General features: G+C 47.8%; 22 protein-coding genes. 10 read left to right on the forward strand and 12 right to left on the reverse strand.

The window, feature by feature from the left end:
* Positions 1–156: 156 nt before the first annotated feature.
* From AAC052_RS07660 to AAC052_RS07695, 8 genes are all read left to right on the forward strand, one after another.
* Positions 157–1578 carry a DUF5689 domain-containing protein gene (locus AAC052_RS07660; RefSeq protein WP_339812261.1) on the forward strand — a complete coding sequence of 474 codons (1422 nt, stop codon included), beginning with the start codon at positions 157–159 and terminating at the stop codon, positions 1576–1578.
* A gap of 66 nt (positions 1579–1644) precedes the next feature.
* Complete coding sequence (locus AAC052_RS07665; RefSeq protein ID WP_317491158.1) at positions 1645–2640, forward strand: zinc-binding dehydrogenase; 996 nt, start codon at positions 1645–1647, stop codon at positions 2638–2640.
* Between the two features lie 259 nt (positions 2641–2899).
* Complete coding sequence (locus tag AAC052_RS07670) at positions 2900–3259, forward strand: hypothetical protein (protein WP_317491159.1); 360 nt, start codon at positions 2900–2902, stop codon at positions 3257–3259.
* A 143-nt stretch (positions 3260–3402) separates the two neighbouring features.
* Entirely contained in the window at positions 3403–3906 is a 504-nt protein-coding gene (locus AAC052_RS07675; protein ID WP_339812265.1) for a DUF3347 domain-containing protein, read from the forward strand.
* Positions 3907–4154: 248 nt separating this feature from the next.
* Positions 4155–5588, forward strand: coding sequence for a multicopper oxidase domain-containing protein (locus AAC052_RS07680; protein WP_339812267.1), 1434 nt, complete (start codon positions 4155–4157; stop codon positions 5586–5588).
* A 125-nt stretch (positions 5589–5713) separates the two neighbouring features.
* Complete coding sequence (locus AAC052_RS07685; protein WP_339812268.1) at positions 5714–6295, forward strand: DUF2911 domain-containing protein; 582 nt, start codon at positions 5714–5716, stop codon at positions 6293–6295.
* A gap of 22 nt (positions 6296–6317) precedes the next feature.
* Positions 6318–8339 (forward strand): copper-translocating P-type ATPase, encoded by a 2022-nt coding sequence (locus tag AAC052_RS07690; protein ID WP_339812271.1) that lies wholly within the window; start codon positions 6318–6320, stop codon positions 8337–8339.
* A gap of 56 nt (positions 8340–8395) precedes the next feature.
* Entirely contained in the window at positions 8396–8614 is a 219-nt protein-coding gene (locus tag AAC052_RS07695) for a GDCCVxC domain-containing (seleno)protein (RefSeq protein ID WP_317491164.1), read from the forward strand.
* Positions 8615–8634: 20 nt separating this feature from the next.
* Here AAC052_RS07695 and nhaD read toward each other — a convergent pair whose 3' ends face one another.
* The 10 genes from nhaD to nirB form a co-directional block, all read right to left on the reverse strand.
* Positions 8635–9936: a sodium:proton antiporter NhaD gene (nhaD, locus tag AAC052_RS07700; RefSeq protein WP_339812272.1), complete on the reverse strand. Its 1302-nt coding sequence runs from the start codon at positions 9934–9936 to the stop codon at positions 8635–8637.
* A gap of 166 nt (positions 9937–10102) precedes the next feature.
* Positions 10103–11533 carry a rubredoxin gene (locus AAC052_RS07705; protein WP_339812274.1) on the reverse strand — a complete coding sequence of 477 codons (1431 nt, stop codon included), beginning with the start codon at positions 11531–11533 and terminating at the stop codon, positions 10103–10105.
* Between the two features lie 18 nt (positions 11534–11551).
* Positions 11552–15070 (reverse strand): molybdopterin-dependent oxidoreductase, encoded by a 3519-nt coding sequence (locus AAC052_RS07710; protein ID WP_339812275.1) that lies wholly within the window; start codon positions 15068–15070, stop codon positions 11552–11554.
* A 110-nt stretch (positions 15071–15180) separates the two neighbouring features.
* Positions 15181–16548 (reverse strand): NarK family nitrate/nitrite MFS transporter, encoded by a 1368-nt coding sequence (locus tag AAC052_RS07715; RefSeq protein WP_317491168.1) that lies wholly within the window; start codon positions 16546–16548, stop codon positions 15181–15183.
* A gap of 43 nt (positions 16549–16591) precedes the next feature.
* Positions 16592–17860: an alginate export family protein gene (locus AAC052_RS07720; RefSeq protein ID WP_339812276.1), complete on the reverse strand. Its 1269-nt coding sequence runs from the start codon at positions 17858–17860 to the stop codon at positions 16592–16594.
* Positions 17861–18134: 274 nt separating this feature from the next.
* Positions 18135–18395 (reverse strand): UPF0175 family protein, encoded by a 261-nt coding sequence (locus tag AAC052_RS07725; protein WP_317491170.1) that lies wholly within the window; start codon positions 18393–18395, stop codon positions 18135–18137.
* Positions 18396–18521: 126 nt separating this feature from the next.
* Positions 18522–19208 (reverse strand): response regulator transcription factor, encoded by a 687-nt coding sequence (locus AAC052_RS07730; RefSeq protein WP_339812278.1) that lies wholly within the window; start codon positions 19206–19208, stop codon positions 18522–18524.
* A 3-nt stretch (positions 19209–19211) separates the two neighbouring features.
* The gene (locus AAC052_RS07735; RefSeq protein WP_339812280.1) at positions 19212–21029 is read right to left on the reverse strand and encodes a type IV pili methyl-accepting chemotaxis transducer N-terminal domain-containing protein; all 1818 of its coding nucleotides are present in this window, start codon (positions 21027–21029) and stop codon (positions 19212–19214) included.
* Between the two features lie 24 nt (positions 21030–21053).
* On the reverse strand, positions 21054–21422 hold the full coding sequence (gene nirD, locus AAC052_RS07740) for a nitrite reductase small subunit NirD (RefSeq protein ID WP_339812281.1): 369 nt from the start codon (positions 21420–21422) through the stop codon (positions 21054–21056).
* Between the two features lie 38 nt (positions 21423–21460).
* The gene (gene nirB / locus AAC052_RS07745) at positions 21461–23950 is read right to left on the reverse strand and encodes a nitrite reductase large subunit NirB (protein WP_339812282.1); all 2490 of its coding nucleotides are present in this window, start codon (positions 23948–23950) and stop codon (positions 21461–21463) included.
* Between the two features lie 89 nt (positions 23951–24039).
* On the opposite strand from nirB, the gene cobA reads away from it, so the two are divergent.
* Positions 24040–24819: a uroporphyrinogen-III C-methyltransferase gene (gene cobA, locus AAC052_RS07750; protein WP_339812471.1), complete on the forward strand. Its 780-nt coding sequence runs from the start codon at positions 24040–24042 to the stop codon at positions 24817–24819.
* Entirely contained in the window at positions 24816–25409 is a 594-nt protein-coding gene (locus AAC052_RS07755; RefSeq protein WP_339812284.1) for a DUF4202 domain-containing protein, read from the forward strand. Before cobA ends, AAC052_RS07755 begins: the two co-directional genes overlap by 4 nt.
* Here AAC052_RS07755 and AAC052_RS07760 read toward each other — a convergent pair.
* Positions 25406–25777, reverse strand: coding sequence for a hypothetical protein (locus tag AAC052_RS07760; RefSeq protein WP_339812285.1), 372 nt, complete (start codon positions 25775–25777; stop codon positions 25406–25408). The two genes, AAC052_RS07755 and AAC052_RS07760, sit on opposite strands and share 4 nt — an antisense overlap.
* Before the next feature lie 168 nt (positions 25778–25945).
* A complete protein-coding gene (truA, locus tag AAC052_RS07765; RefSeq protein WP_339812286.1) occupies positions 25946–26743 on the reverse strand; it encodes a tRNA pseudouridine(38-40) synthase TruA in 798 nt (265 codons plus the stop codon).
* Between the last annotated feature and the right edge of the window lie 83 nt (positions 26744–26826).

The raw sequence follows: 26826 nt of genomic DNA on the forward strand, positions 1-26826 counted from the left end.
AAGATGATGGCAGGGAGAGGAGTGCTTTTTTCCGGCGATTCGGCTGGCCGTGAGCTCGTTATCCTTTGGTAGTTGATTTTTTCCTTAGTCGGATTTGCAGGATAATTATACGCTTTTTTCAACAACACATTATTTAAAGGTAAAACTCAAAATTCAATGAAAACTCATTTTTTCAAATCATTTTTTTATGCTGTTGCCATTGGTGCAACGCTGTTTGGCTGTTCCAAAGACGTCGATCAGGAACCAGGTCCGGTAGCCGTGTCAGTCGAATTTTTAAACACTACCCACAATATTGCTGAGGTAGGCGATTCCGTGCAGGTGGTAGTGGCTTTAAGCGCTGATGCGCCAACCGACGGCACTGTTTTTGTCAAATTATTTGGCGATGCGGTGTATGGTGAGGACTTCGTTACTAAGCCAGCGGCAGTGAACGGCGTGGTGAGAATGGACTTTCAGGAGGTAATGCGCACAAACATTTTTACAGTGCACAGGCTGAAAAACGACAACAAAAGGGACGAGTCGACAATTACTCTCACTGTAGCCAACGTATCGCAAGGCTATTTGATTGGTAGTAAGGCAACGTCAAATGTAAAGCTTTTGGAATTGCCCGAAGAGCCAGCGGGAGCGAGAATCAATTTCGAGGATGTATTCCTTCACCTTTCAGAATACGAAGTGAATGGGTACGCTGTTAATCTCAAGCTGACCAATCCTTTGACTGAAAAGGAAACGGTAACGCTTGTGATTGACGCACCCAACGGTCGCAATTATGGGACTCATTTCACTACTGCACCAGCAGCTGTTCAAAATATGATTGAGATAGAGGTTTTGCCCGGTGCAAGCGCTGTTCAGTTCACTATCTTCCCAGCCGATGATGCGTTGGTGCTAGGTACCTATGAGATGACCTTCAGCATTGATGCCACTACGGGCAGGCTTGAAAAAGGAGAGATTTTGCAGTTGGCTGTGCGAATAGAAAAAAATGATGAAGAACAAGCAGTTGAGGTGCACAGCATTGCTGAGCTTAGGGACTACTTCGATGAGTTTGATGGCGAATTTTGGATGTCGACTGACTATTTAATCGAGGGAGTGATCACGTCGGCAGACAACGTCATCGATGACAAAACAGCCTATATTCAGGATGAAACAGGTGGCATTATGTTGCGTTTCACCGGTAGGAACTTCCTGAAAACGGGCGATAGAGTTCGCATCAATCTTGTGAACGGATCTGGTAATAATTTCAATGGACAAAAGGGCATTGCCAATGTGCATGATATGCTTGGCATGGTGCTTCAGCACAACCAGACAGTAGCGCCCGAAGTAATTACTTTTGACCAACTCTATTCAGGAAACTATGAAGGAAAGAGGGTGACTATTACTGGTGTTAAGTTTAGAGATGCCGACGGGGCCAAGGCCTTTAATGGTACTTGGGCCATTGTTTCTGAGGCATCCGGTGCGTATGTTAATACCTATCCGAGGGCATCTTTCAGTCATTTTAAGCTACCGGAAGGAACTGTAACTGTAACCGGTATAGTCGGGGACTGGGGCCGGATTTTACCGCAAGATCTCCAGGATATTCTTAGGTAACTTTCGAAAACCACTCTCAAAATAGGGTGGTTTTTTTCTGGAATTCGATAATTAAACTCAAAACGCATGAAAGCAGCTGTACTCAATCAGGCGTCATATCAGCTGGAGGTGGCCGAAATGGAAACCCCCGCACCCGCCAAAGGCGAAGTGCTGGTTAAACTAAAAACGGCATCAATCAATCATCATGAACTTTGGTCGATGCGGGAGCAGAGCATCGTTAGCCAGTCCCCAGTCATTATGGGATCGGATGGAGCTGGGGAAATAACGGAAGTCGGGCCTGGTGTGGCGAGCACATGGATAGGTAAAGCCGTAATGATCAATCCCTCGTTGAACTGGGGGAGTAATCCACGAGTGCAGGGGCCCGATTATCAAATTCTCGGTTTCCCCCGAAACGGAACATTCGCCGAGTATATCAGTATACCCGTTGAGTACGTTTATGAAAAACCTTCGCATCTGGACTTCGACGAGGCGTCAGCCATACCGCTGGCAGGGCTTACTGCTTACCGGGCCCTTTTTATTAGAGGGGAACTCGAAACAGGAAGCAACGTGTTGGTCACGGGAGTAGGTGGCGGAGCCGCTCTGTTTGCCTTGCAATTCGCCATTGCAGCTGGTGCCAACGCCTATGTTACCTCAGGCAGCGAGGAGAAAATTCAAATGGCCGTCAGTCTTGGGGCCAAAGCTGGTGTCAACTACAAGGAACCTGGATGGGACAAAAAGCTGCTGGCATTGGTCGGAGGATTTGATATTATCATCGATAGTGCGGCCGGAACAGGCTTTGCAGCCCTTACAGAGATAGCCAATCCAGGTGCCAGAATAGTCCTTTTTGGAAGAACAGCGGGGAAAATCACCCAGTTGAATCCAAGCACCATTTTTTGGAAGCAGCTATCTATTCATGGATCGTCTATGGGAAACGATGAGGAGTTCCGGGCAATGATAGATTTCTTTGGCGTCTATAAGCTACACCCAGTAGTTGACAGCCTATTTGGCCTCGAAGACATTAATAAGGCTTTCGAAAGAATGGAGTTAGGCCAACAATTGGGGAAAATGATCATAACTTTGTGATCAATGACCTACCAGGGAGGTAGTTTTTTGTACAATATGCCTGGTACAACTACTTCTGCGTCACGCTTTGACGCCGACTGGGCATGTTGGCCGGTAAAGTCATATTTCGGAACGGTTTGAATGAGCCGTTCATTGCACTGCAAAGTTTATTCTTACCTACTGGAAAACTTTTTTTAGCTTGTGTGCGTTTTTACGACGCATGCAACCGTTCCGAAAAATATTTGCAATACTCTTTTCCTGCATTGTGCTCTTGAGCTCAATGAGTTTCACCATCAACACGCATTTATGTGGAGGAAGAGTTGAAAGTGTAGCTTTTTTTGTTGACGCTTCGGCTTGCTCAATGAATGAAAACCCGGGGTGTGCTTCCGACAATCACAACCCTGGCGGAAACCTGAAAAGGAGCGATTGCTGCTCTGATTTCAGCCAGCTAGTAGAGGCTCAAACGGATATGAAAAGCACCATGTCTGTTGATATTCCTGCCTCCAGCTATGCCACACAGGTAGTTTTTACCTCACTTTTTTTGGCGGCGGAAAGAAGCAGTCAGCGTTGCAGCAATGAATACGTTCCCCCATTGATAGATCGAGATATTCAAGTGCTCGTTCAGTCATTTCTTATTTAGGCCCCTGATCAATTTGGGAGTTTCAAGGTAGCGCCAAAATACTCTCGGGTATTCGTGCTCCCCCTCCATATTATTTCCACGAAATTTATTTATCAACTGTCACACATACATGTGGCCGATGGCTGCATCAACAATCTATTAATATGAAAAAGTCAATTCTAATACTCAGCATGGCTTTATTAAGCCTTTCTGCAAGTGCACAACACGACCACGCCAGTGGCACCGCTGAAAAGGCTACAAGTAAACAAATGGCACCAATGTTTGAAGATCAGAACATGGGGCTTGCCTATGGCGCATACATTCAATTGAAAGAGGCATTGGTGGCCTCGGAATCAAAAAGCGCAACCACTGCGGCAGCTGGACTTCAAAAGTCACTGGCAGCGGTAGACAATAGTAAGTCTGCGCTTGCCGAAGCAGCCAAAGTAGCCAAGGCTGCTACGCTGGACGACCAGCGCAAAGCTTTTGTGGGCTTAAGCAATGAGATGACTGCCCTGGTGAAGGGAGCTAAGCTTTCAATGGGCACTATCTATTTGGATTATTGTCCTATGGCCAAGGGTTCGTGGCTTTCTAACGACAAGGAAATAAAGAATCCTTACTACGGGAGCAAGATGCTTTCCTGCGGCAGCGTGAAGGAGACGATTGAATAAGGGACAGGCGAAAAATGATAATGATCATTCATAGCACTGATCATTCAAAAAAGCTCAATCGCCACTGTTTAGGGTGTTTTTAAAGGCTGAAGTACTTGAAGTCTTTTGAGTATTTCGGCCATTGAAACAGGCATCAAAGGCAGCGAACTTAAATAGGATGCCATTGTCGTGACGCTGCGAAAATGTATGTGCGAAAGTGTAAAAAAGCTTAGAAGGGCCGAAAAGAAACTGTTATAATATCCCGTGGTATGAAGAGAAGACATTTTGTAAAGCTTTCCGCTGGTTCTGTAGCTCTACCCATGGTTCTTCAGAACTGCATGTTCCATGACAGGGATGGCAATGCAGGCATCTTAGACACTGGGTTTGATAGGCCATTGCCATTGCCGGAAGAAGCTGGAGCGTCTCTTGATTTGAATCCAGCTAGCCAAAGAACCAGCATTTTAGAAGGCAAAACAACCAGCACGTTCGCCTACAGGAGCAATATTCTGGGTCCCACCATTCGGGCTTTTAGGGGCGAGATGCTTATTGCCAGCGTGCAAAATGCTCTATCCGAGCCAACAAACGTACACTGGCATGGGCTGAAGGTGCCAGCTAACATGGATGGCAATCCTGTCGACATTGTAAAAGCTGGAGAATCATTTCAATACAGTTTTCCAATTGATCAAAGAGCCGGAACCCACTGGTATCATCCGCATCCGCATGGCGCCACTGCAAGGCAAGTGCATACTGGCCTGGCCGGAATGCTTATTATCAATGATGACGAGGAGCTGGCGATCGGGCTTCCCGCTGGCTATTTTGAGGTTCCACTAATCATTCAGGACAAAAGGCTGAAGGCAGGTAAATTGGTCTATGACCCGTCTATGATGGAGACGATGGCCGGGTACTTTGGTCAGACGATCACTGTAAACGGCGTAGTATCACCTTTTCACGAAGTTCAGGGGAGGTGGTACCGGTTCAGGATATTGAATGGATCTACTGCAAGGGTTTATAACCTTGCTCTGAGCCCCAATTTGGGCATGAAAATAATTGGGAGCGATGGTGGTCTGCTTGGTGCGCCTGAAGATGTCAATGAAGTCTTGCTTGGCCCTGGCGAGCGACTGGACGTTTTGGTAGATTTTTCGGCAGAACCAGTAGGCTCTGAAGTCTATTTGGAAAGCAAAAAGTTCAATGGGGGATCGTCGCAAGGAGCCGAGAGCTTCAAAATCATGAAATTTATTATCGGGGCATCAACCGGTGATACCTTTCAGCCACCCGGCTCTCTTTCGGTCATCGACAAGATTCCTGAAAATCAAGCAACTAAAGTCAGGAACTTTGAGATTAACAGGATGGGGATGATGGGCAGTGGAGCTATGCATACTTTCAATGGAAAGTCTTATAAGAGAGGCAGAGTTGACGAGACAGTGAAAGCCGGGGCCACGGAAATTTGGGAGTTTGACAATGCAGGCGATGAAATACACCCGATCCACATACACGCAGTTCAGTTTCAAATATTGTCAAGAACGGGGGGGAGGAATGGTATTATACCCTCGGAGAAAGGATGGAAGGACACCGTTTTGATCTTTCCGAAGGAAAAGGTCAGACTTATTATGACTTTCCCAGATACGCCTGGAGGTTTTGTGTTTCATTGCCACAACCTGGAGCATGAGGATGATGGCATGATGCTCAACTTTGAAATTGTATAGTTGTGAGAAGTGCCTGGTGCTCTGCTCGTAGCAGATGCAGCCGGGTAGCAATGCTCAGACAGACTTATAAAATTTTCACCTTAGTAATTAATCATTGATTTATCTTATCAAATAAACAAACCATCATGAAAAACCTAAGTTATCTTTTATTAGCGCTGGTGTTGCTCACAGCCGCCTGCGAGTCAAAGAAATCTTCCACGGATGAGCACCAGCACCACGCCACCGAACCTGTGGTTGCTTCGGTGGATACCCTGAAAAAAAGCATCCCCAAGGAAGCCCATGGACAGGTGGGAGGGGTGCACGTTTCTATGGCTTACCATGCTCCCGGAGCGAGAGGACGGGTGATATGGGGAGGCCTTGTGCCTTTCAATGAAGTGTGGGTGACGGGTGCTCACAGTGCTACCAGCATCACCTTTTCGAAAGATGTAGAAATAGGTGGGGTAACAGTGCCAGAAGGAAAATATGCCTTATTCACCATTCCCGGTAAGGACTCTTGGCAGATAATTATCAATAGAAATTGGGAACAGCATTTGGCGGATGATTATTCCGCAGCCGAAGACGTGGTACGTGTTGAAGTAGTACCTCAAATTGATCTTCCGCTCCAGGAAAGGCTTAACTATAATATTGAGGACAAAGGAGATGGCAAGGGAGCTATTACCATGACGTGGGAGAAACTGGGTGTGACTCTGGAGTTCAGCGACAAATAGTAACAGACTTAAAATCAGCACAATGGAACATCATCATCATCATCATACTAGCAATCATGAGCATCATGCTCACGAACATTCTAAACACAGCGGTTCGGACCACCACGGTCACCACGCCCACATGATTGAGGACTTCAAAAAACGGTTTTGGGTGTCCGTCGCACTAACGCTGCCTATTTTGGCGCTGTCCAAGATGGTGCAGGGATGGCTGGGGTTCGAATTCGGTTTTCCGGGCGATCAATATGTTTTGTTTGGGCTGTCCACCGTGATATTCTTTTATGGTGGCTGGCCATTCCTGAAAGGGTTTGTCGATGAGGTAAAAGAGAAGACACCAGGCATGATGTTGCTGATTGCGGTGGCTATTACTGTAGCTTATGGCTACAGTTCGGCAGTGGTATTCGGCTTGGAGGGTAAAGACTTCTTCTGGGAGCTGGCCACTTTGATTGTCATCATGTTGCTGGGGCATTGGATCGAAATGAAGTCGGTGATGGGGGCTTCCCGGGCACTGGAACTTCTCGTTCAGATGATGCCTTCAGATGCGCACCTTGTTAAAGGGGACGATGTGAAGGATGTGCAGGTTAGCGAATTGAAGAAGAACGATATCATTCTCATTAAAGCTAACGAAAAGCTTCCCGCTGACGGTGTGATAGCGGAAGGTGAAAGCTACCTGGACGAAAGTATGCTTACAGGAGAAAGTAAGCCGGTGAAAAAGAGCAAAGGGGATGAGGTTATTGGTGGGTCTGTGAATGGCAATCAGTCCTTCAAAGTGAAGGTGGCGAAGACAGGGGAGGAGAGCTACCTGAATAAGGTGATTAAACTTGTGCAGGACGCACAAAAGGCAAAGTCGAAAACGCAGAACCTGGCCAATACGGCTGCCAAGTGGCTGGCCTATGTGGCCTTAAGTGCTGGTGCCATTACGCTCATCGTTTGGCTCGTCATGGGTAAACCGTTCGATTATGCGCTGGAGCGCATGGTGACTGTGATGGTGATTTCCTGTCCGCACGCATTGGGACTGGCTATTCCTCTCGTCGTGGCTATTTCTACCGCAGTTTCGGCAAGCAAGGGGCTGCTAATCAGGAACAGAACGGCTTTTGAGAATGCGAGAAAGATTTCAGCGTTTGTGTTCGATAAAACAGGCACCCTTACGGAAGGTAAGTTTGGTGTTTCCCGGTACGAAAGCCTGAGCGATGACCTGAAGAAGGAAGATATGTTGACAGCTGTGGCGTCGTTGGAGCAAAGTTCAGAACACCCTATTGCACAAGGCATTGTGAAGGCTGCTAAAGAGATGAAATTGACGCTGGGAAAAGTGGAGAATTTTGAATCTCTAACGTCCAAGGGTATTCAGGGAAGTGTTGATGGCAAAAACTGGAAAGTAGTAAGCCCAGGGTATTTAAAGGAAAAGAGCATCGACGTGCCGAAGGAAGCGGGTGCCGATGCTGCTGAGACTATTGTGTTTGTGCTCCGGGAAGAAAAGTTGGTCGGGTTTGTAGCGCTGTCTGATAAAATCAGGGAGGAGAGTGCCGATGCCATCAAAACACTGAAGTCGAAAGGCATGAAGCTATTCATGGCAACTGGCGACAATGAGAAGACAGCGAAAGCAGTTAGTGATAAGCTGGGGCTCGATGGCTATTACAGCGAGGTGCTGCCCGACCAAAAGGTCGACATCATTAAGAAGCTTCAGAAGGAAGGTCACTTTGTAGCCATGACCGGCGACGGAGTAAATGACGCCCCGGCGCTTGCTCAGGCCAATGTGGGTATCGCAGTGGGCTCAGGAACCGATGTGGCGGCAGAGACGGCCGATATCATTCTGGTGAATAGCAACCCAAAGGACATTGCCAATCTGGTAATTTTTGGCAGGGCCACCTACAAGAAGATGATTCAAAACCTTGTATGGGCAACGGGTTACAACGCCGTTGCGTTGCCGTTAGCGACTGGGTTTATTCCCGGCTTGGTGATAAGTCCAGCCATTGGTGCTGTGTTTATGAGCCTAAGCACGATCATCGTGGCCATTAACGCTCAGCTGCTTAAGCGGTCGATGAAATAGTAGCCAGGCGGGTTGACCGCTAGGGGGGACATTTAAGACATTGAACATCATTGAAAATGAATGAAGTTATTTTAGAATCTAAGATTACCTGCCCGAAATGCGGACATCAAAAAGACGAAACCATGCCCACTGACGCATGCCAATTCTTCTATGAATGTGAAAGCTGTCACGAAGTGCTAAAGCCCAAAGCCGGTGATTGCTGCGTGTATTGCAGCTATGGTACTAAGCCATGCCCGCCAATTCAAATGAGCGAAGGGGAGGACTGTTGTTCCTGAAAGAAGGAGTTGGTTGAGCGCTAATAATTAATCAGTAAATAAGCCCCTGCTCCTACAAGGTAGCCCAACAAGGCCCAGGGAGTGATGCGCTTGAAATACCAAACGAAATCAATCTTTAGCATGCCCATCACAGCTACGCCCGCAGCTGATCCAATGATCAGCATACTTCCACCAGTGCCGGCTGCATAAGCCAGAAACTCCCAAATTCTGCTGTCAGTGGGGAAATACTCTATGCCCTCCATAGCCACAGAAGGATCGGGAGGAGGCAAAGGGTACATACCCTGCGCTGCAGCAACCAGCGGCACGTTGTCGATAATAGAGGAGGCGATGCCCGTTACGAAAATAACAAGGTCGTTGTTTCCTATCTTTTCAGATAGAGTTTGGCTGAGTGCTTCCAGCTGACCAGTGCTTTCCAGACATGCTATTGCCAGCAGAATGCCCAGAAAGAAGAAAACACTTGATACGTCAATCTTTTGTGGGGCCCTGATCACAGAGAAGTTGGCCGTTACTTCTTCAGGAGCTTTTCTCTGCAAAATCTCCACTGTGACCCATAAAATTGCCAGCCCAAGCAGCATACCCATGAAAGGAGGGAGACCGGTGAGGGTTTTAAAAATGGGCACGAAAATAAGTGCCGCCATACCCACACCAAAAATAAGTCTGCGATCAAAATCTTTGACATGGTCTGTCGGTTTTTGAATCGAAGTTTTGTCAAATACGCCTTTCATTCGAGTAGAGATAAAGATTAAGGGAACAACCATTGACAGGAGGCTTGGAATAAAAAGGCTCCTGATAATGTTCCAGCTTGTGATTTGACCCTCGATCCAAAGCATAGTGGTGGTTATGTCGCCAATGGGTGTCCAGGCACCGCCGGCATTGGCAGCTATCACTACCACACCCCCAAAGAACTTAATATCTTCTTTAGTGTGAATGATCTTGCGAAGCAGGGAAACCATTACAATGGAGGTAGTGAGGTTGTCCAGAATGGCCGACATGAAAAAGGTAAGCAGACTAATAACCCAGAGTAGCTGGATTTTATTTCTGGTGGTGATCCGTTTAGTGATGGTTTGAAAGCCTCTGTGGTTGTCGACCAACTCCACGATGGTCATGGCCCCCATCAGAAACAGCAGAATGCTGGTGATGTCCGACAAGTGATCGTGCAGGAGAAGCCAGGGTTCTGAGATGTCGCTGCTCCCAAGAAAGTAAATGGTCCAGCAGAGAATGCCTGTTAGAAGCGCAAAAGCTGTTTTATTGATGCCTAGCCTGTGCTCAAATACAATGCATAGATAACCAACGACAAAGACTAATATGAGGAGAATGTGCATAGTAAACCGCCGTGTTTTATAATCAAAATGAAATGATTTTGGTCTGACAGTTTACAGAAGCAAAGTAGATACAAATGTTGTTTTTACTTTGGTAAAAACAACTCAAAGTGGCATGTTTATTTTGGGGGAATTTCAAACGGAAAAACGTGCTGCTAAAGTCCGCTAGTTACGTATTTAGGCTTGTTTTATGGAAGGAATTTTTGGGCGCTCCGCAGGTAGGGCATGTGTATGTTTCAGGTAGTTGATGGAATGCTACGCCCGGGCCTATTCCGCTCGCTGTATCACCCAAATTTTCGTCGTAAATAGTCAAACACTCTTCGCATTGGTAGTGCGACTTTGCATCTGAAAGCTCTACTTTGACCTCTTTTTTTCTTTCATTGCTTTTCTCATCCAGTTGCTCGTAGTACATGTAGCTAAGCTCCAGCAGCAGGGGAGGGATGATTTCCTTTGTGATGTCTTTCACAAAGTACTGGTACTCCATCAGGTTGGGGTTGAAGTCTTTGGAGAACTGGATATTGTATGTCGGCACATCACCCCCTGCTTCATTTCTTTCGATGACCACAGAGGTAAAAAGTGTCACATTTTTGTTGGACACGATAGAGAAAGTAAGCCCGTATGTGCTGATATCCATTTTGTCCATTTCCCGAACCAGAAAGCTTTTTAGTTCCATGGCTTCGTTATCAAGCACAGGGATATGCCAGTTCAACTCCAGCGATGAGTGCCGCATGTTGATGCCATACCTGCCGAGTAGTTTTTCCCAACCAATACGATGTTTTTCTTCAATGCCCTTGAGGATAAAGGATTTCCATGGTGAAAGACTGATTTTCCCTATGTCTGTTTCGATACATCGCTGGCAAAGCGCTTTCAAAAACCTGATGTCAAACTGATTGTTTCGCCAGTAAAGCCCCAGCCAATACTTTCCATCGGGTATACGGTTGAACCCTTCGTAGTAAGGGAAGTTGACATCCGGATAAACCAGGGCTTCTTTTACAGGTTGTGTGTTAATTTTTACTCGTTCAAGGGCAGTCTGGTACAGGCTTTCAAAGGATATGTCTTCTTTTTCGTTTCTGGCTTCTTCCAGTGCTCTGGCCATCTTCGCTATGTCATAGCCATAAATCAAGCTGGGTGCCGCCCAGGGCCTGCTGCCCATTTCATCTGACCTGAGGTACAAATACCAGTAGTTTTCAATACCCGATGCTATGAAATTGAATTGCCCGGATACCAGCGGAACCATGCTTTGGCTGGGGTCGACAATGTTGATTTTGTAGCCTGGCCGGTAGTCAAACGAGTCGAGTATATAATGGTAGATATGTGGTGCCAGCCAGCTTCTGCGAGGCATTACGTCGAGAGAAACGTAGGAGGTTACTATGTTCTGGTACTGATTGGCGTTGATTTCGTAGTCTGTTTGAATGGAAGCAAACGTTTTGTCAAGATAGCTCCTATCAAAGGTGTCCGCTGGAAAGAGGATGTCCTGCCTGGAGCCAAAGTGGATATACGAAGAGCCCAAATGGCTGGCGGTTTGAATGATCTTCAAAAAGTCGCCTGGTGAGATGATGCCACCCTTTACAAATACCCTTACCAGATTGAGTTTATCCATTGTTTCTTGCACTCACGGTCAATTTAGAACTTCGGCAGGAATAGCCTCAAGATTAAGAATATTTTTTACTTCAGGTTTGCAACTGCCGCAGCCGAGTCCGGCCCCAGTAGCTTTGCAAAGGGACGGCAAATCGCTGCATCCACCGGCAATGGCTTTTTTGATATTGCCTTCGCCAACATTGTTGCAGCTGCACACCAGTTTGCCCAGCACAGCTTCTTTTTGCGAGCCCGACCGCAGCAAGCTTTTTCGTTTGTCCAACAGCTCCGTGCCATTTTCTATCAATTCTCTGAACTCAGCAAACTCAGCCTTGTCGCCCATGAGAATCACGCCAACCAGCTTGTCGTGATGAATGATACACTTTTTGTAGTAAGAGAGGCCCTTGTCCACAAGCAATATTTCATCATAGGCGGGGTCATTTTCAGGTGCCTCTGCCATGCCTATGGAACACAGCGAAACATCGGCCATTTTCAGGATGTTCATCGGCGTGCAGCCTGTGAAGCGGCTGCTCAGGTCGCCATTGAGGTAGTGAGCCAGCACGTCTGCATGTTTCTCGGCGGCGGCGGTAATGCCATTGAGCTGTCCGTCATGCTCTGCTATTTCTCCGAGGGCATAAATACTCGGGTCGCTGGTTTGCATGTAATCGTTGACCTTGATGCCCCGACCACAGGCAAGGCCCGCCTCTTTGCCCAACTCCAGGTTGGGCCGGGTGCCAATGGCATAAACGATAGCGTGGCTGATAAGGCTCTTGCCACTTTTTAGTTTGGCTTCCAGGCATTGCTCATTGATCCTTTCTACTGACTGCACCTGATCGTTGGTGTATACCTGTATGCCCATGTTTTCAATTTCCTGCCTCAATAAATTGCTGGCAAGGCTGTCCAGTTGGCGTTCCATCAGTCGGGATGAGAGCTGGATAATGCTCACCTTGATTTTTACTTCAGCAAGAGCTGCCGCCAACTCCAGGCCAAGCAGTCCACCGCCCACTACTACTACATGGTTGCCTTCGCCCACGGTGGCTTTCAGCTCGTCGGCGTTGCGGCGGTCTCGCATGGTAAAGATGCCAGGTAAGTGTATAGGTACGTCAGGCGGTACAAACGCCCGGCTGCCGGTGGCCAGCACCAGGGAGTCATAGCTATGGCTCACACCAAACTGGTCAGTGACCATCTTGAGTGCCGGGTCGATGCTTTCAATGCTGTTTGACTGATGCAGATGCACATTGAGTTGCTCGAATTCTCCAATTTTGAATTTGAGCAGGTCTTCCCACTGCTTTTGATCGTTGATGTATTCAGGCAGCAATACCCGGTTATAAAACGGAAATTCTTCCTTTGAAAACACATGGATTTCGTCGTCTGGGTTGAGCTCCCGGTGGGTGTTGATGAAGCGATAGGCTGCTGCCCCAGCACCGACAATCACAATTTTCTGCGCTGGTTTTTTATGCGGTTTTACCTCTACCGCCGAAAATTTGAATCCCGGCTGCTTGGAAGTAGGGTCAAACGCTGAGGAGGTAAGGTTGTTGGCCCTTGTGAGGTCATTTTGTAATGTTTTGCCCCAATGCATGGGCAGGAAAACAACCCCTTTTTTGATTGTATCAGTCAGTTTGGCCACCACTTGCACGCTGCCCCTGCTGTTTTCAATTTCTACTGCCATTCCTTCTTTGATCCCTCTTTCTGCTGCATCGTGTGGGTGAATTTCCAGAAAAGGCTTGTCGATGTGCTGCTTCAACTTGTTGACCTTGCCTGTGCGGGTCATCGTGTGCCACTGGTCACGGATGCGGCCTGTGGTGAGGATGAGGGGATGATCAGGCGTTGGTTCTTCGGTAAGATTGGTGTGCGTATCAGACTTGATCTGCGCTTTACCTGATGATGTGTAAAACTGCTTGTCGGTAAAAAGCCTGGGTGTGCCCGGGTGAACCGAGTCGGGAACGGGCCATTGAAAAGATCCCTCTTTTTTTAGCCTTTCGTAGCTAAGCCCTGAAATGTCGATTTTCGTGCCCCGGGTCATGCTACAGTGCTCGGCGTATATTTCAGCCTGATTTTCGTAGTCGAAACCATGGTAGCCCATTTGCCTGGCAAAACGGATCAGGATCTCACTATCAGCCAAAGCTTCTCCAGGTGGAGAAACTACTTTGTTCAGGTGGCTTATGCGTCGGTCGGAGTTGGTCATGGTGCCTTCCTTTTCCAACCACCCGGCAGCGGGCAACACAAGGTCCGCATACTGCAAGGTGTCCGACTGAGTAGAGATGTCCTGCACCACCACAAAGCGAGCGTTTTTCAGTGCTTCATCTACCAGGCGGGCATCGGGCATGCTCACCACCGGGTTGGTACAGATGATCCAGATGGCTTTCATCTCGCCGGTTCGAAGGGCCTCAAACATCTGGGTAGCTGTTTTGCCTGGCTTCTCCGAAATTTGGTCGACGCCCCAGTAGGCGGCCACCTCTTTTCGGTGTTCAGGATTCAGCAGGTTCCTGTGCGATGCCAGCAGGGTTGCCATGCCACCCACTTCCCGGCCTCCCATGGCATTGGGCTGACCAGTGAGTGAGAAGGGCCCCGAACCTGGTTTACCTAACTGGCCTGTGACGAGGTTCAGGTTGATCAGTGCCAGGTTTTTACTCAGCCCCTCAGTGCTTTGGTTGAGTCCCATGGCCCACATGGTGATAAAGCCGGTAGCATTGCCAATATAGCTGGCAGCCTGCTTGATTTGCTCCAGCGGAACGTCGCAGATATGGGCAGCTTCTTCCAGAGAGGTGCTGAGTACCTTTTGTTTGTAGTCTTCGTAGCCGTCGGTATGGTTCTGAACGAATTCCAGATCGATATCGCCATTTTCTATGAGGCATCTTCCTATGGCGTGAAGCAGGATCGTGTCGGTGCCGGGCCTGAGCTGTAAATGCAGGTCAGCCAGGCCGCACGAATCGGTAACCCTCGGGTCGATAACGATCACTTTGATGTCAGGGTGTTGTTCTTTGTGTTGTTCAAGGCGGCGGAAAAGGATGGGGTGGCACCAGGCCGGATTAGCACCTGCAATGAGAAAACAGTCGGCCAGTTCAATGTCTTCGTAGGAGATGGGCACCGAGTCTTCACCAAGGCTTTGGGTATAGGCCGCCACAGCTGAACTCATGCACAGACGGCTGTTGGTGTCAATATTGTTGGTGCCAATAAAGCCTTTGGTTAGCTTATTGACAAGGTAATATTCCTCGGTCAAGCATTGGCCCGACACATAAAAACCTACGGAGTCAGGGCCGTATTTAGTAATTAAAGACTTGAACACCGCAGCCGCTCTGCCAATGGCGGTGTCCCAGTCCGTTCTCTGCATAGGGTGTGATTTACTCCACCGCATTTGTGGATATAGGAGGCGGTCGGAGTGATCGGAAACAGTATAATGGAGGTTCCTTCCTTTAGAGCAGAGCATGCCCTTGTTCACTGGGTGACTAGCATCACCAGTTAAGTTCAGCCTTCCTCTTTTGTCAACAGATACTTCTACGCCACATCCCGTACCACAATAGGAGCAGGTTGATTTTAAGACTTTATCTGTAGATTCTTTCATAAGAGTCAATCTAAAGGGTCAATGAAAAAGGGAACAGTGGGGCGGCAGGTTTCCATTTCCAATTTGCACCGCCCCAGGGTTCCTTTTAACCAATTCAGTAGTATGAAAAGTTATGCGGGTACACGTTCCGGACTCAACTGAGTCTCCTTCACAGAAGCCAACAATTCCTCCATTTCTTTTTCTGCTTCCTTTTCCATGACGGGCGAGAATTTGACGGCAAAAACTGTAAATGATACAGCCACCACAATGAAGCCCAGGATCATAAACGACTCAGGCCACTCAAGGCCGGTGAGCTCTTTCTTGAAGAGGAACATGCCTGCTACTGCACCGGCGTTGCCGCCAGCACCAACAATGCCAGATACTGCTCCTAAGGCCTTTTTGTTGACAAATGGTACCACGCTAAACGTGGCTCCTTCGCTCATTTGGACAAAGATGCTGAAAACCAGCAGTGAGCCAATGATGGTTGGTATTGTGCCCATTCGTGAGAATATTACAAGAGCAATTCCCTGGCAGAAAAGGGAAACAAAGAGCCACTTTACACGGCCTTTAAGACCGTTGGTTTTGCCAAACTTGTCGCCCAGCATGCCGCCCAGAGAGCGGGCAAACAGATTCATCAGACCGAACAGGCCCGCAATCAGGCCTGCAGTCTTCAGGTCCATGGTAAAATAATCGGCAAAGTAGAGTGCCGCCTTTGAATTCACGATCAACTCCACGCCGAAGCAAGCTCCGTAAATGAGAAACAAAGCCCAAACTCTGTAGTCCTTCAATGCCTCTTTGAAAACCTTGCCACTGTTGCCTGATTTCGAATGCGCTACCTTCTCTTCTATTTCTGAGTAGTTGCCCTCAGGTGTGTCTTTTGTGTATCTGTAGTAAACAAAGCCCATTACCAACAATAGAAAGCCGGGAGCTATCATGGCGTAGCGCCAGGCGAGGTGCTCAGAACCAAAGTAAGCCAGCGCTCCGGCGAAGACGAACGGCATTACTTGTTGTGTCACGCCGCCGCCCAGGTTACCCCAGCCAGCAGTGGTGGCATTAGCAGTGCCCACCACATTGGGAGCGAACATCACCGAGGTGTGAAATTGGGTAATGACAAATGAGGCGCCAATGGCTCCGATGAACATACGGGCGATAAGGAACTGCTCGTAGCTTTGAGAAAGGCCTACCAGCATCACAGGGATAGCACCCAACACCAGCAGCCAGGTGTAGGTGATACGTGGCCCGATTTTATCGCAAAGCCAGCCAACAAACAGCCTCATGAAGACGGTGGAGGCAACAGCTACCATGTTGGTGGTTACAATTTGATCAGTAGTAATGCCAAGGTCGTCTCTTACGATCTGTAGCATGGGAGCCAAACCAAACCAGCCGAAAAAGCAAAGGAAGAAGGCCAGCCACGTGAGGTGAAATGTGCGCATTTGTACCGAACTGAAATTGAACATATCAATCCGGGTTGCCTTATTTGATTTTGTCATGATACTCATGGTCATTTCTTTTTGAATGGATGAATTGATTGTATGAATAGGGTCAAGGGGCAGACTCGAAGAAAGTGGGCTTGATAGTCAGCATGACCCACGCCCAGTTGTTAAAAGAACTGCTGCTACCTCCAGGCTTAATGATTTCCATGCTGGAGGTGGCCATCATTTGGGAATAGCCGACATGCAAAAGCACGTCTTTGTTGAAAGCCTGGCTGAAAACCAGATCAAGCTCAGTACCAAGGTTGGTTTTGTAGGAACTGTTATCTGCGGATGGAATCTCAGAACCGCTAATGAACTGGTGAACGCCGGTTTCAAGTGCTCCTTTTTCAGAAAGTTTGAATTTAGCTGTTAGATAAAGGTCTTTGATACCCACGTTGCCGTGCCCGTTGCCCACGTAGAAGTAGTCCATGTACCCATAAAACTTGTGGTGAGTACCATAAAGCGGGTTGAAAGCATTGTCTTTGCTGCTGGTGGAAGACGCTCCACTCAGGTAGTCGACACCCAATGTGAGAGGTGTTTTTCCCACCGGGTAGGTGATGTTGGCAGCCAACAGGAAGGCACCTATCGATTTGCCCGACGGGTTTTTGCCAAACTGATAATAAGCTTCACCATTCAGGCTTACCTTTCCAAGTTTTTTAACTGCATATGCCCCGGCGGTCTGGCTGAAATAGACTGCCGAATCAACAGCAGATTGCACCCCGTTGTTGAGCACAAGAAAAGATACATTACCGGATTCGAAAGCCTGATTAAACCAGGAAAACTGCATGGTTTTGTAGTTGCCTCCCAGGAAGTAGTAGGTGTTCTTTAGTCTGCCCGGCTCGGACGGCGACAGTACATCTTCCTGATTGAAGGCAGCACCAACATGCCACTTCGACTGATTTTTCTGCCACTGAAAGAGTGCCAGGTCGTGTGATCTGCCCTGTGCAGCCCAGCCCAGGTTACCCAGTATGCGGGCGTTGTCGTAATCCAGCGCCTGCCGACCGACCCTGATGGAAAGGGCTTCCGTGAAATTGTATTGTCCCCAGGCTTCATACACGTTGGTTAGCGCAGCATCTGACTTGTAAATCTGCGTGGCACCGCCCCATAGTCGGACATCCTGGAAGGTGATTTTGGCCGATACTTTGTCAGACTTGTAATCAAAATAGAGCCTGGAGCGCTGCTCGGTAAAGAATGCCGGTTTGGCATCCTCGCTGGCCAGGGTCTTAAAACCATGGCGATACTCTGTACGTGGTCGTACCTCTCCACCAATACTGAATTGGGCATTAACCTCAATAGCAGCCAGGCAGGAAATGAATAGGAATAGGTAGATTTTTCTCATGCTGTACGTCTTTCATGTAAAAGTACGTACTAACACTTAAACTACGTAGATTATAGATAAATAATTACGTAATTATACGTAAAAATATAATATCCATAGTTTGGAGCTTGACAAATGAATATTTGGCAATTTCAGAACGTGAAAAGGCTTAGAAATTGAAGCCATGCAAGTGATTAACCAGTTATACTCTTGTGGGGTTCATAGAACAGGGCTGTGTTTATCGTGAGAGGGTGGCCAGGGCTAACCATTGCCGCCTTAAACTCCGTCAAGTCCGCTATTGAAGTTTTTGACTGTCACCCATTACATCTTCAATCGTAAGATTTGAAATTGGGATATTGTTTTCAGAAAGGATGGTTTCAAATGCCAGCCTTGATACGCCAGCTAATTGCGATGCTTTTCCAATGGTTAGCTTTTGCAATGAATACAATCTGATGGCTAGAGAGATTTTTATATCTTTTTTTAGATCGGTTTCACTCTCGTTGAGTGCAAGTAAGATATCAGAGGGGAAATCTACAGATATTGTCTTGGTGCTCATATTCTTGCAGAAGTTTATTAAAAATAGGAATAATTTTGACCTTTACTCAAAGCTAAACCAGTGTGGGTCAGCTATTTAAGAAAAGGTCAAGCTTATGTGGTGTCAGAAAATAACCAGGCCACCAGATTAATGGTTCAACGCCAAAGCTTGTTTCAGAGAGGTATCGCCGTCTATTTTACGTAAAAGTTCTGCCAGGTTATTGGCATCGAGCTTTTTCATGATGTTGAAACGGTGTGTTTCAATAGTCCGAACGCTTTTGTCGAGTTTTTCGGCTATGTCTTTATTGCTTTCGCCTTTGTAGATCAGGCTTAAAATTTCCTTTTCCCGCTTTGTCAGGGCATTGTCCCCAGTTTCTTGTGGAGTGGGGGAGGTAGTTGTCTTGTTTCTCAGGTTGAGGTAATGCTGTACCAAAATATTGGAGATATCACCGGTGAAGTATTTTTCTCCTTTTTGAACCGTATGAATGGCTTTGAGAAACTCTTGCTTGTTGGAGCCTTTCAGTAAATACCCCGTGGCGCCCATTTCTACAGATTGAAGGATATACTCCTCATCTTCATGCATGGAAAGTACCAGGGCTTTGGTGGTGGGTGAGTAGGATTTGAGCTGGCGAATGGTTTCGATTCCATTCATTTTTGGCATGTTAATGTCCACAATCAAAATGTCAGGCTGCTTGCTTTTGCATTCATCCAGCGCTTCCTGGCCGTCGGAGGCTTCGCCCACTACCTCCAAATCTCCTTCACTTTCTAATAATATTTTAATGCCGTTCCTTACAATTTCATGGTCATCGGCAAGGACTACTCTGATAGCAGGCATAGTTTATATAGGTACTGTTATAGCGATATGTGTTCCCGTTCCCTTTTCGGATTCAATCTGGAAATCAGCATCTACAAAAGCGGCTCTTTCTTTCATGTTGAAAATTCCATGCCCCGATTCCGTAAAGTGGCCGGTTTCCGCCAGTTGTTTGTAATCGAACCCTTTGCCGTCATCCACAATACTAATAGTGAGCTGGCTCGGATTATGGGAGAAAGTTATCGTTATTTTTTTAGCTCCCGAATATTTAATGGCATTATTCACTCCTTCTTGTACAATACGGTAGATGTTCATCTCAATATTGTTCTCCAACCTATTGATGAACTGCGTTTTGTCTACGAACTCCACTTCAATTTCCGAAACCTTGTTGACCTCCGTACAAAACTTTCGCACGGCCGGCACCAAGCCAAAGTCGCTCAGGCTGCTGGGTGCCAGGTTGAAGGAAACACGGCGAACCTCTTTCATCACACTGTTGAGGAAATGCTTAATGTCGTCCAGCCGCTGCCTGTTGTGGCTGGCCCCGGTCAATGACACTGAGTCCAGGTTCATTTTCATGGCGGTGAGCATTTGCCCGATGCCGTCGTGCAGCTCTTTGGCCAGGCGGCTGCGTTCTTCCTCCTGGCCTTCAAGTATCAGCACCGACCTGTATCGAAGTTCGTTCACGCTCTTCTCAATTTTTTCACGGTTGAGCTCCCGGGCCATCATTTGCGCTTCCTTCACATCGGTGATGTCTCTGCCAACCACCATCAATTCATTGCTACCGGTACGGTTGGTGGTAGGAGTAATGGTTAAATCAAGCCAGAGGAAGTCTCCCGATACTTCAGTAAATTTCATTTCTCCCGTCCAGGTTTTTCCCTCACTCAGAAGTTTTTTTACACCTTCTATGGCATCTCTCTGGTGTCCGTCCTGCTTGAAAAAATCGAAAAGCGACTCGGGTAATTTGGTGGTTTCGTCAACAAACTTTTCCCGCATAAACTCCGATGTCCAGTAAATGGCACCGTCGTCTCTGGTTTTGCAGAGGACGGCATAGCTTTTGGGCTCCACCTTTATCGCTTCCAGGTCTTGATAAGACTTGCCCAGCTCCACATAAAGCCTGTTGATTTCGTGCGCCATCTGGTTGGAGGACAGCTCCGACTCTGCGAGGTTCTTAATGGTTTGGTTGACGTTTCTGGCAGTGGGCTGAAAGATGAAAATGAATTCAAGAATTATAATAGAGAGGGAGATGGCCACCAATATGAGCTCGGTAACGCTTAATTTATCAACCCTGGCCCGTGCTTCCTTGTCATACTGGGACACAATGTCGTCCATGGCGGCAAGGAATGGCCCTTCGTTCCTGAGGATAGTGCCGGTGAGTTCGTTTATTGCGACCTGGAGTGGCTCATCAAAAGTGGATCGGGAGGCAACTCTGGCTATCAGGGCCCTGGAATTTTCGACGATAGTGATGTAGTAAGGGGTAATTGTTTCAAACATCGCTTCAATTTGCCGGCTGTTTTTCCCCTTGAGACCAGCAGTCGTGTCGCCTTTCAACAAACCATTGTGCGAGGTTTCCCAAAGATCAACCACGTTTTTCAATTCGTCGGCATGTTGTTTCATCTCCTCCAGGCTCTCCGACTGGGAAATCAGCAGCGCCGCTTTTGCTATCCGCTGGCTCAGCATCCGTTGCCTGCCTGCCACGTTGATAACGTGAGAATCATCCTGCTGGCTTGCGATGAAGTTCTGGATAAGCACCTGACTAATGATGATGATCGCAGCTATACCGGATAGCGCCAGAATGTAGAACCTACCTAACCTTTCAAATTTGGATCTTACGTGCTTTTGGTTCATGGAATCGACAACTGCTGCCCTAATTTAGGACAAACCTATGTAAACAACGCCTTCCTCCACCCGGATTGGGTAGGTGTCGATGTCGCAGGTATCGCCATTGAGGCTTTTGCCAGTCGACAATGAGAAGGTTTTTTTGTGAAAAGGGCAGGCCACTTTGGGCTCTTCTGCCTGCGAACCGATCATTCCACGGCTCAGAATCATTTGCTGCTTATGTGGGCACATATTCTGACAGGCATACCATTCATTTCTGGCGGAAAAATTGAAAACGGCGATCTGTTTGCCTTCCACGTATACGCAAGCTCCTCCGTTTTCAGGGAAGTCCTCAACCCTGGCGGCCAGGTGCCAGTTAACAGTGTCGGTCAGTGTTTGGGAAGTATGTTCGTTTGCAGTCATTTGTTTGTCGTTTTATGATGTTGGCTTGCAGGGTAGGGTTACCACCCTGCGGGTACTTTCTGTGCTCTTTGCTTGTCAAATTTGAGTGACGGATCTGCCTCGGGGCTGTTCACAAAGTGTTTGAACCGGGCTCTCAAAGCCGGATTGTTTACCACTTCTTTCCACTCACAGGCATAAGCCTCCACCAGCAACTGCATTTCGGCTTCCAGCTGTTTGCCCATGCCAAGTGAGTCTTCCACCACCACTTGCTTCAGGTAGTCCAGGCCTCCTTCCAGTTTGTTCATCCATGTGGCCGTGCGGTTAAGCGGCTCAGCAGTTTTGATGTAAAACATCAGGAACCTGTCGATATAGGCAATGCACGTTTCTTCGTCGATATCCCCCGCCAAAAGCACGGCATGTTGTGGGTTCGCTCCACCATTGCCGCCAACGTATAGGTTCCAGCCTTTCTCAGTGGCGATGATGCCGAAGTCTTTGCTGAGCGCTTCTGCGCATTCTCTCCGGCAGCCCGATACGGCACTTTTTATTTTGTGGGGCGCTCTAAGGCCTTTGTACCTCTCTTCAATTCTGATCGCAAAGCTTACTGAATCGTGCAGGCCATAGCGGCACCAAGAACTGCCTACGCAGCTTTTCACGGTACGAAGAGCTTTGCCGTAAGCGTGGCCACTCTCGAAGCCGGCGTTGATCAGCTCTTCCCAGATTTCAGGCAGCTGGTCAATTCTTGCACCAAGTAAGTCGATGCGCTGACCGCCGGTTATTTTAGCATACAAGTCATATTTTTTAGCTACCTCGCCGATCACAATGAGCTTTTCCGGGGTGATTTCTCCACCCGCTATCCTTGGAATAACAGAGTAAGTGCCACCTTTCTGGATATTGGCTAAAAAGCGGTCGTTGGTGTCCTGAATGGTGTCTTGCTTGAGAATGAGGCCGTTCCAGGCGCTGGCAAGTATCGAAGCAACGGCAGGTTTGCAGGTTTCGCAGCCATGTCCTTTGCCATAATCATTGATTAGCTGGTCGAAGGAATGGATATTGTTGAGCTTCACCAAATCGAAGAGCTCCTGCCTTGTGTAGGCAAAGTGCTCGCAAAGTACCTTTCTCACCTTTTTGCCCATTTTCTTAAGCGTGGCGGTCAAGATATCGTTGACCATCGGACTGCAAGCTCCACACCCAGTGCCAGCTTTGGTGCATGTTTTCAATGCTGCAAATTGCTCTACACCGTCGCCTTCAATCGCCTGAACAAGCGCTCCCTTGGTCACATTTTCGCAAGAGCAAATCTGAGCACCATCAGGTAGCGTATCCACTGTGTTTCCAGCGGGTGCGCCCTGGCGGCTGGTGTCTATTACCAGGTCTTCGGGATGTGGCGGCAGGGCCATTCCGTTCAACATCATCTGAAACAGCATGTTGTAGTTGCTGGCGTCGCCCACCAGAATGCCTCCCATGAGTTTCTTTCCATCTTTGGAAATATTCACACGCTTGTAGATGCCTGCGTTCTTGTCTTCAAACACGATGGACTTGTATTGCTTTCCCTCGTCAAGGGCATCGCCAAAGCTTGCCACGTCCACACCGATCAACTTTAACTTGGTTGACATATCCGCCCCAGTAAATCCTTTCGTATCAGCGCCTGTCAGGTGCTCGACAGCCACAGTAGCCATATCGTAGCCAGGAGCCACCAGCCCGTAGGTCAGGCCTTTGTAGGAAGCCACTTCGCCAATGGCATATATATCGCAGTCACTGGTCAGCGTTAATTCATCGATTTTGATGCCGCCCCTTTCTCCTTTTTCAAGGCCGGATTCATTGGCCAGCTCGTCTCTCGGCCGTATACCGCAGGAAATGATGAGCATTTCAGCCTCAAGCGTAGATCCGTCAGTGAAGGTCATGGATGTCATCGCTTCATCGCCGTCGATGCTTGCGGTAGATTTGCTTAAATGGATATGAAGGCCCATTGACTCCAGTGTGGCTTGGAGCATATCGGATCCAGCTTCATCCAATTGCCTCGGCATCAACCTGGGAGCAAACTCTATCACGTGCGCCTCCAGTCCCATGTCCATGGCAGCTTTGGCAGCCTCCAGCCCAAGCAACCCACCGCCCAATACCGCTGAGGTTTTGGCGTTTTTGCTATAAGCTTCCATAGCATCCAGGTCTTCTACCGTGCGGTAGACAAAAACACCTGATTTGTTGGAACCTTCAATAGGTGGCACGAAAGGTGTGGAGCCAGTGGCTAGTACGAGCTTGTCGTAGTTGAAAGTCCTCCCTTTGTGTGTGGTGATACTTTTGGCTTCTCTGTTGATGCTGACCACCATTTCACTGGTAATGAGTTCTATCGCATTCTCCTCATACCACTGCCTTGGAGCCATTAGTAGTGGCTCTACTGACTTGTGAGCGAAGTACTCACTTAAATGAACCCTGTCGTAGGCAGGACTTGGCTCCTCGCCAAAAACGGTGATTTTGAATCCCTCGGGAGCTTTGTTTACAAGCTTTTCGCAAAACTTGTAGCCCACCATGCCATTTCCAATTACAAGTACGTCTATCATAACTACGTAAATTAATTACGTAAAAATACTTAAATTAAATTAAGTAATGCTAGATTTACTACGTAAAAAATATCAAAACTTTGAAAAACATGGTTTCAGGCAATAAAAAGACTCCCAAGCTCATCCTGGTAGGCGCTGGCCCGGGCGACATTGAGCTAATTACCGTGAAGGCAACCAAGGCACTCCAGTCGGCTGATGTTGTATTGTATGATGCCCTGGCCAATGAAGAACTGCTCACGGAGTATGCACCAAACGCACAGCACGTTTTTGTGGGCAAGCGAAAGGGGCTCCACCATGTGCAGCAGTACTATATTAATAAGATGATTGTAAGGTATGCCCGAAAGTGTGGGACGGTGGTGCGGCTCAAAGGAGGAGATCCGTTTGTGTTTGGCAGAGGCTTTGAAGAGATGGAATATGCTGTGAGTCATGGTTTGGAGGCGTCATACGTCCCCGGCATCAGCAGTGCTTTTGCTGTGGCACCCTTGGCAGGCATTCCGCTGTCTGTAAGAGGCGTGAATGCGGGGATTACAATTGTGACTGCGACGGCAAGCGACGGAAGTCTGACTGAAGAACTACAGTGGGCAGTAGCTGGTAAAGGGACAGTCATCATTCTAATGGGAGTGAGTAAGCTGAACGAAATAGCGCAGCTGGTTTCTACACACAGAGGCTATTCTGAAGTCATGGCAGTGATAAGCAAGGGTAGCCAGCAGGATGAAAGGAAGCTTTTTGCGCCTGCAAGTTCTATTTATAAGGAATCGATGGTGCAGGGAATTGAAACTCCTGCTATCATTGTTGTAGGTAAAGTGGTGGCGAGTGCTTTGCAATTGATAAAATCTCAGCTGGCCGCTGCCGAGATACAAAGAACATGATTTCAGAAGAAGAAAGACTGAACCTTGCGCTGGCAGATATCGACAGCGTAAACAAGGAAGACCCAAGGCTTGTAGAGGTCGATGGCAAGCCATATCCTACCGAGTTGCTCTACAGCGTACGAATGACTGAAATGCTGCACTTGTTTGCCCCTCACGCCAGTGTGCAGTTGCAAATTGCAGCAAGAGGCCAGCACATTGGCCGTTGGAACAGTCCGAGAAACAGCTTCCCGATGGACAGACCGGGCTACCTGAAGTGGAGAAGCAAGCTTAAGCTGTACCATGCCGATCAGTTGTCGGGCATTATGGAAAAGAGAGGATTCCCTCAAACCGACATTGATATCGTGAGGAACCTGATTATTAAAAAAGGTGTGAAGCAGGAGGGAGAGATAGCCACCCTGGAAGACGTTGTATGCCTGGTGTTTTTAAAATACTATGCTGCAGACTTTGCAGGCCAGCATGAAGAGGCCAAAGTCATAGATATTTTGCAAAAGACATGGGGCAAAATGACAGATCGCTGTCATCAGTGGGCACTATCCATGGAGTTGCCCGAGAGTGTGACTGCTCTTGTTAAAAAGGCGCTGGGAGCTTAATTACCTGCTTTTGGGTTAGGAAACAGGCCACTTTCATCTTCATCGGGCCTTTTGTGCAGGCATTGAAAGTCTTTTTCAACCGCAAGCTTCATTTCAAAGTCGGTATTGGCATTGAGGGTTTGATACACGCCCTCTTCTTCGGACTCAGACCAGGCTTTGACCAGGCCCAAGGGAATCTCAATTCTTATTTCACCATTCTGATACTTGCTGGAGAACTCTCCGTTATCGCTGGTGGCCAGGGTGTATTTGAACGACTGGTCGGCAGCAAATGCGACAGACTCAGTAACAGCACCTTGTGTCACCAAGTTTTTGATCTCATGCTGTTCCAGCCTCAGCCGGATCGAATTGCCCCTTGTTCTTAACTTCATTGTCCAACTTTATACTCAAAAGTACGAAAAAATACTTAGAATCTTATCGAGCCTGGTTCATCAATTCCTACGACTTGTGCCTTTTGAAACCGTGAAAGTTCTATGGATGCGTGGTAGAGAGCAGAAAGGCCAATAAAAAAGGCCGTGGCGCATTTAAGCCACGACCAGTTAGTCACCTAGCCCCACCTTCAAAAAGCTGCTGAAGTCTTCCCTGGGTGTAATTTTCAAATAGGGGTACTCTACCCTGGAGAGGTAAAGTCCGTTGGGCATTGCAAGAATCATGTTGGGTACTACTATTGTGTTTTTCAGGATATTTTCAAACTCTTCGAAGCTTAACTTTCTGGTACCTATTTTCAGCAGATAGGCGACCAAAAGCCGCACCATGCTCCTGAGAAAGCGATCGGCAGTGATGGTAAATCGCATGCGTTGTCCATCGTGACTAACATACAGCCTGGCGTCGGTTACCTTGCAATGGGTGTGTTTGTAGTCGTCGGGCCGTTTGCAAACTGGCTTGAAATCGCTATAAAAGGGCAGTATGGCCGCTGCCTTTTGCATCGACTCATAGTCAAGATCAGTTAGTCTATTGTAGAAGGAGCTGTACTTGTGCAGCACCGGATCTTCGTACAAATGGATAAAGTAATCGTAGGTTCTGGAGTTTGCATCGTACCTGCTGTGCCGGCCTTCTTCCATTTCCAGCACTTCATACACTGTAATGTCTTCCGGCAGGTTTTTGTTGAGCCGAAACTTCAGGTCAAAGTCAACGTTGTGCTCAATGTCGATGTGCATCATGTACTGACTGGCATGCACGCCACTGTCGGTGCGCCCGCAACCATACACAGTCACAGGGGCTTTAAAGATCTTATGCAGGGCTTTTTCTATTGTTTCCTGTACGCTGGTGGCTCTGGGTTGCCATTGCCAGCCGTGGTAGTTGCTGCCGTCAAAGCCAATATGCAAGAAATAGATCATTCAGTCGTTCGCTTATAATGCTTCAAAGTAAGCGAGTTTCAATCGATCTATTGCCAGGGCATTCTTGTAAATGGAGTGATTGG

This window comes from uncultured Imperialibacter sp., assembly GCF_963974565.1.
Taxonomy (GTDB): domain Bacteria; phylum Bacteroidota; class Bacteroidia; order Cytophagales; family Cyclobacteriaceae; genus Imperialibacter; species Imperialibacter roseus.

Coding starts and splice junctions, on each gene's coding strand:
- AAC052_RS07660 (WP_339812261.1), top strand. CDS start 157: ATGAAAACTCATTTTTTCAAATCATTTTTTTATGCTGTTGCCATTGGT.
- AAC052_RS07665 (WP_317491158.1), top strand. CDS start 1,645: ATGAAAGCAGCTGTACTCAATCAGGCGTCATATCAGCTGGAGGTGGCC.
- AAC052_RS07670 (WP_317491159.1), top strand. CDS start 2,900: ATGAGTTTCACCATCAACACGCATTTATGTGGAGGAAGAGTTGAAAGT.
- AAC052_RS07675 (WP_339812265.1), top strand. CDS start 3,403: ATGAAAAAGTCAATTCTAATACTCAGCATGGCTTTATTAAGCCTTTCT.
- AAC052_RS07680 (WP_339812267.1), top strand. CDS start 4,155: ATGAAGAGAAGACATTTTGTAAAGCTTTCCGCTGGTTCTGTAGCTCTA.
- AAC052_RS07685 (WP_339812268.1), top strand. CDS start 5,714: ATGAAAAACCTAAGTTATCTTTTATTAGCGCTGGTGTTGCTCACAGCC.
- AAC052_RS07690 (WP_339812271.1), top strand. CDS start 6,318: ATGGAACATCATCATCATCATCATACTAGCAATCATGAGCATCATGCT.
- AAC052_RS07695 (WP_317491164.1), top strand. CDS start 8,396: ATGAATGAAGTTATTTTAGAATCTAAGATTACCTGCCCGAAATGCGGA.
- nhaD (WP_339812272.1), bottom strand. CDS start 9,936: ATGCACATTCTCCTCATATTAGTCTTTGTCGTTGGTTATCTATGCATT.
- AAC052_RS07705 (WP_339812274.1), bottom strand. CDS start 11,533: ATGGATAAACTCAATCTGGTAAGGGTATTTGTAAAGGGTGGCATCATC.
- AAC052_RS07710 (WP_339812275.1), bottom strand. CDS start 15,070: ATGAAAGAATCTACAGATAAAGTCTTAAAATCAACCTGCTCCTATTGT.
- AAC052_RS07715 (WP_317491168.1), bottom strand. CDS start 16,548: ATGAGTATCATGACAAAATCAAATAAGGCAACCCGGATTGATATGTTC.
- AAC052_RS07720 (WP_339812276.1), bottom strand. CDS start 17,860: ATGAGAAAAATCTACCTATTCCTATTCATTTCCTGCCTGGCTGCTATT.
- AAC052_RS07725 (WP_317491170.1), bottom strand. CDS start 18,395: ATGAGCACCAAGACAATATCTGTAGATTTCCCCTCTGATATCTTACTT.
- AAC052_RS07730 (WP_339812278.1), bottom strand. CDS start 19,208: ATGCCTGCTATCAGAGTAGTCCTTGCCGATGACCATGAAATTGTAAGG.
- AAC052_RS07735 (WP_339812280.1), bottom strand. CDS start 21,029: ATGAACCAAAAGCACGTAAGATCCAAATTTGAAAGGTTAGGTAGGTTC.
- nirD (WP_339812281.1), bottom strand. CDS start 21,422: ATGACTGCAAACGAACATACTTCCCAAACACTGACCGACACTGTTAAC.
- nirB (WP_339812282.1), bottom strand. CDS start 23,950: ATGATAGACGTACTTGTAATTGGAAATGGCATGGTGGGCTACAAGTTT.
- cobA (WP_339812471.1), top strand. CDS start 24,040: ATGGTTTCAGGCAATAAAAAGACTCCCAAGCTCATCCTGGTAGGCGCT.
- AAC052_RS07755 (WP_339812284.1), top strand. CDS start 24,816: ATGATTTCAGAAGAAGAAAGACTGAACCTTGCGCTGGCAGATATCGAC.
- AAC052_RS07760 (WP_339812285.1), bottom strand. CDS start 25,777: ATGAAGTTAAGAACAAGGGGCAATTCGATCCGGCTGAGGCTGGAACAG.
- truA (WP_339812286.1), bottom strand. CDS start 26,743: ATGATCTATTTCTTGCATATTGGCTTTGACGGCAGCAACTACCACGGC.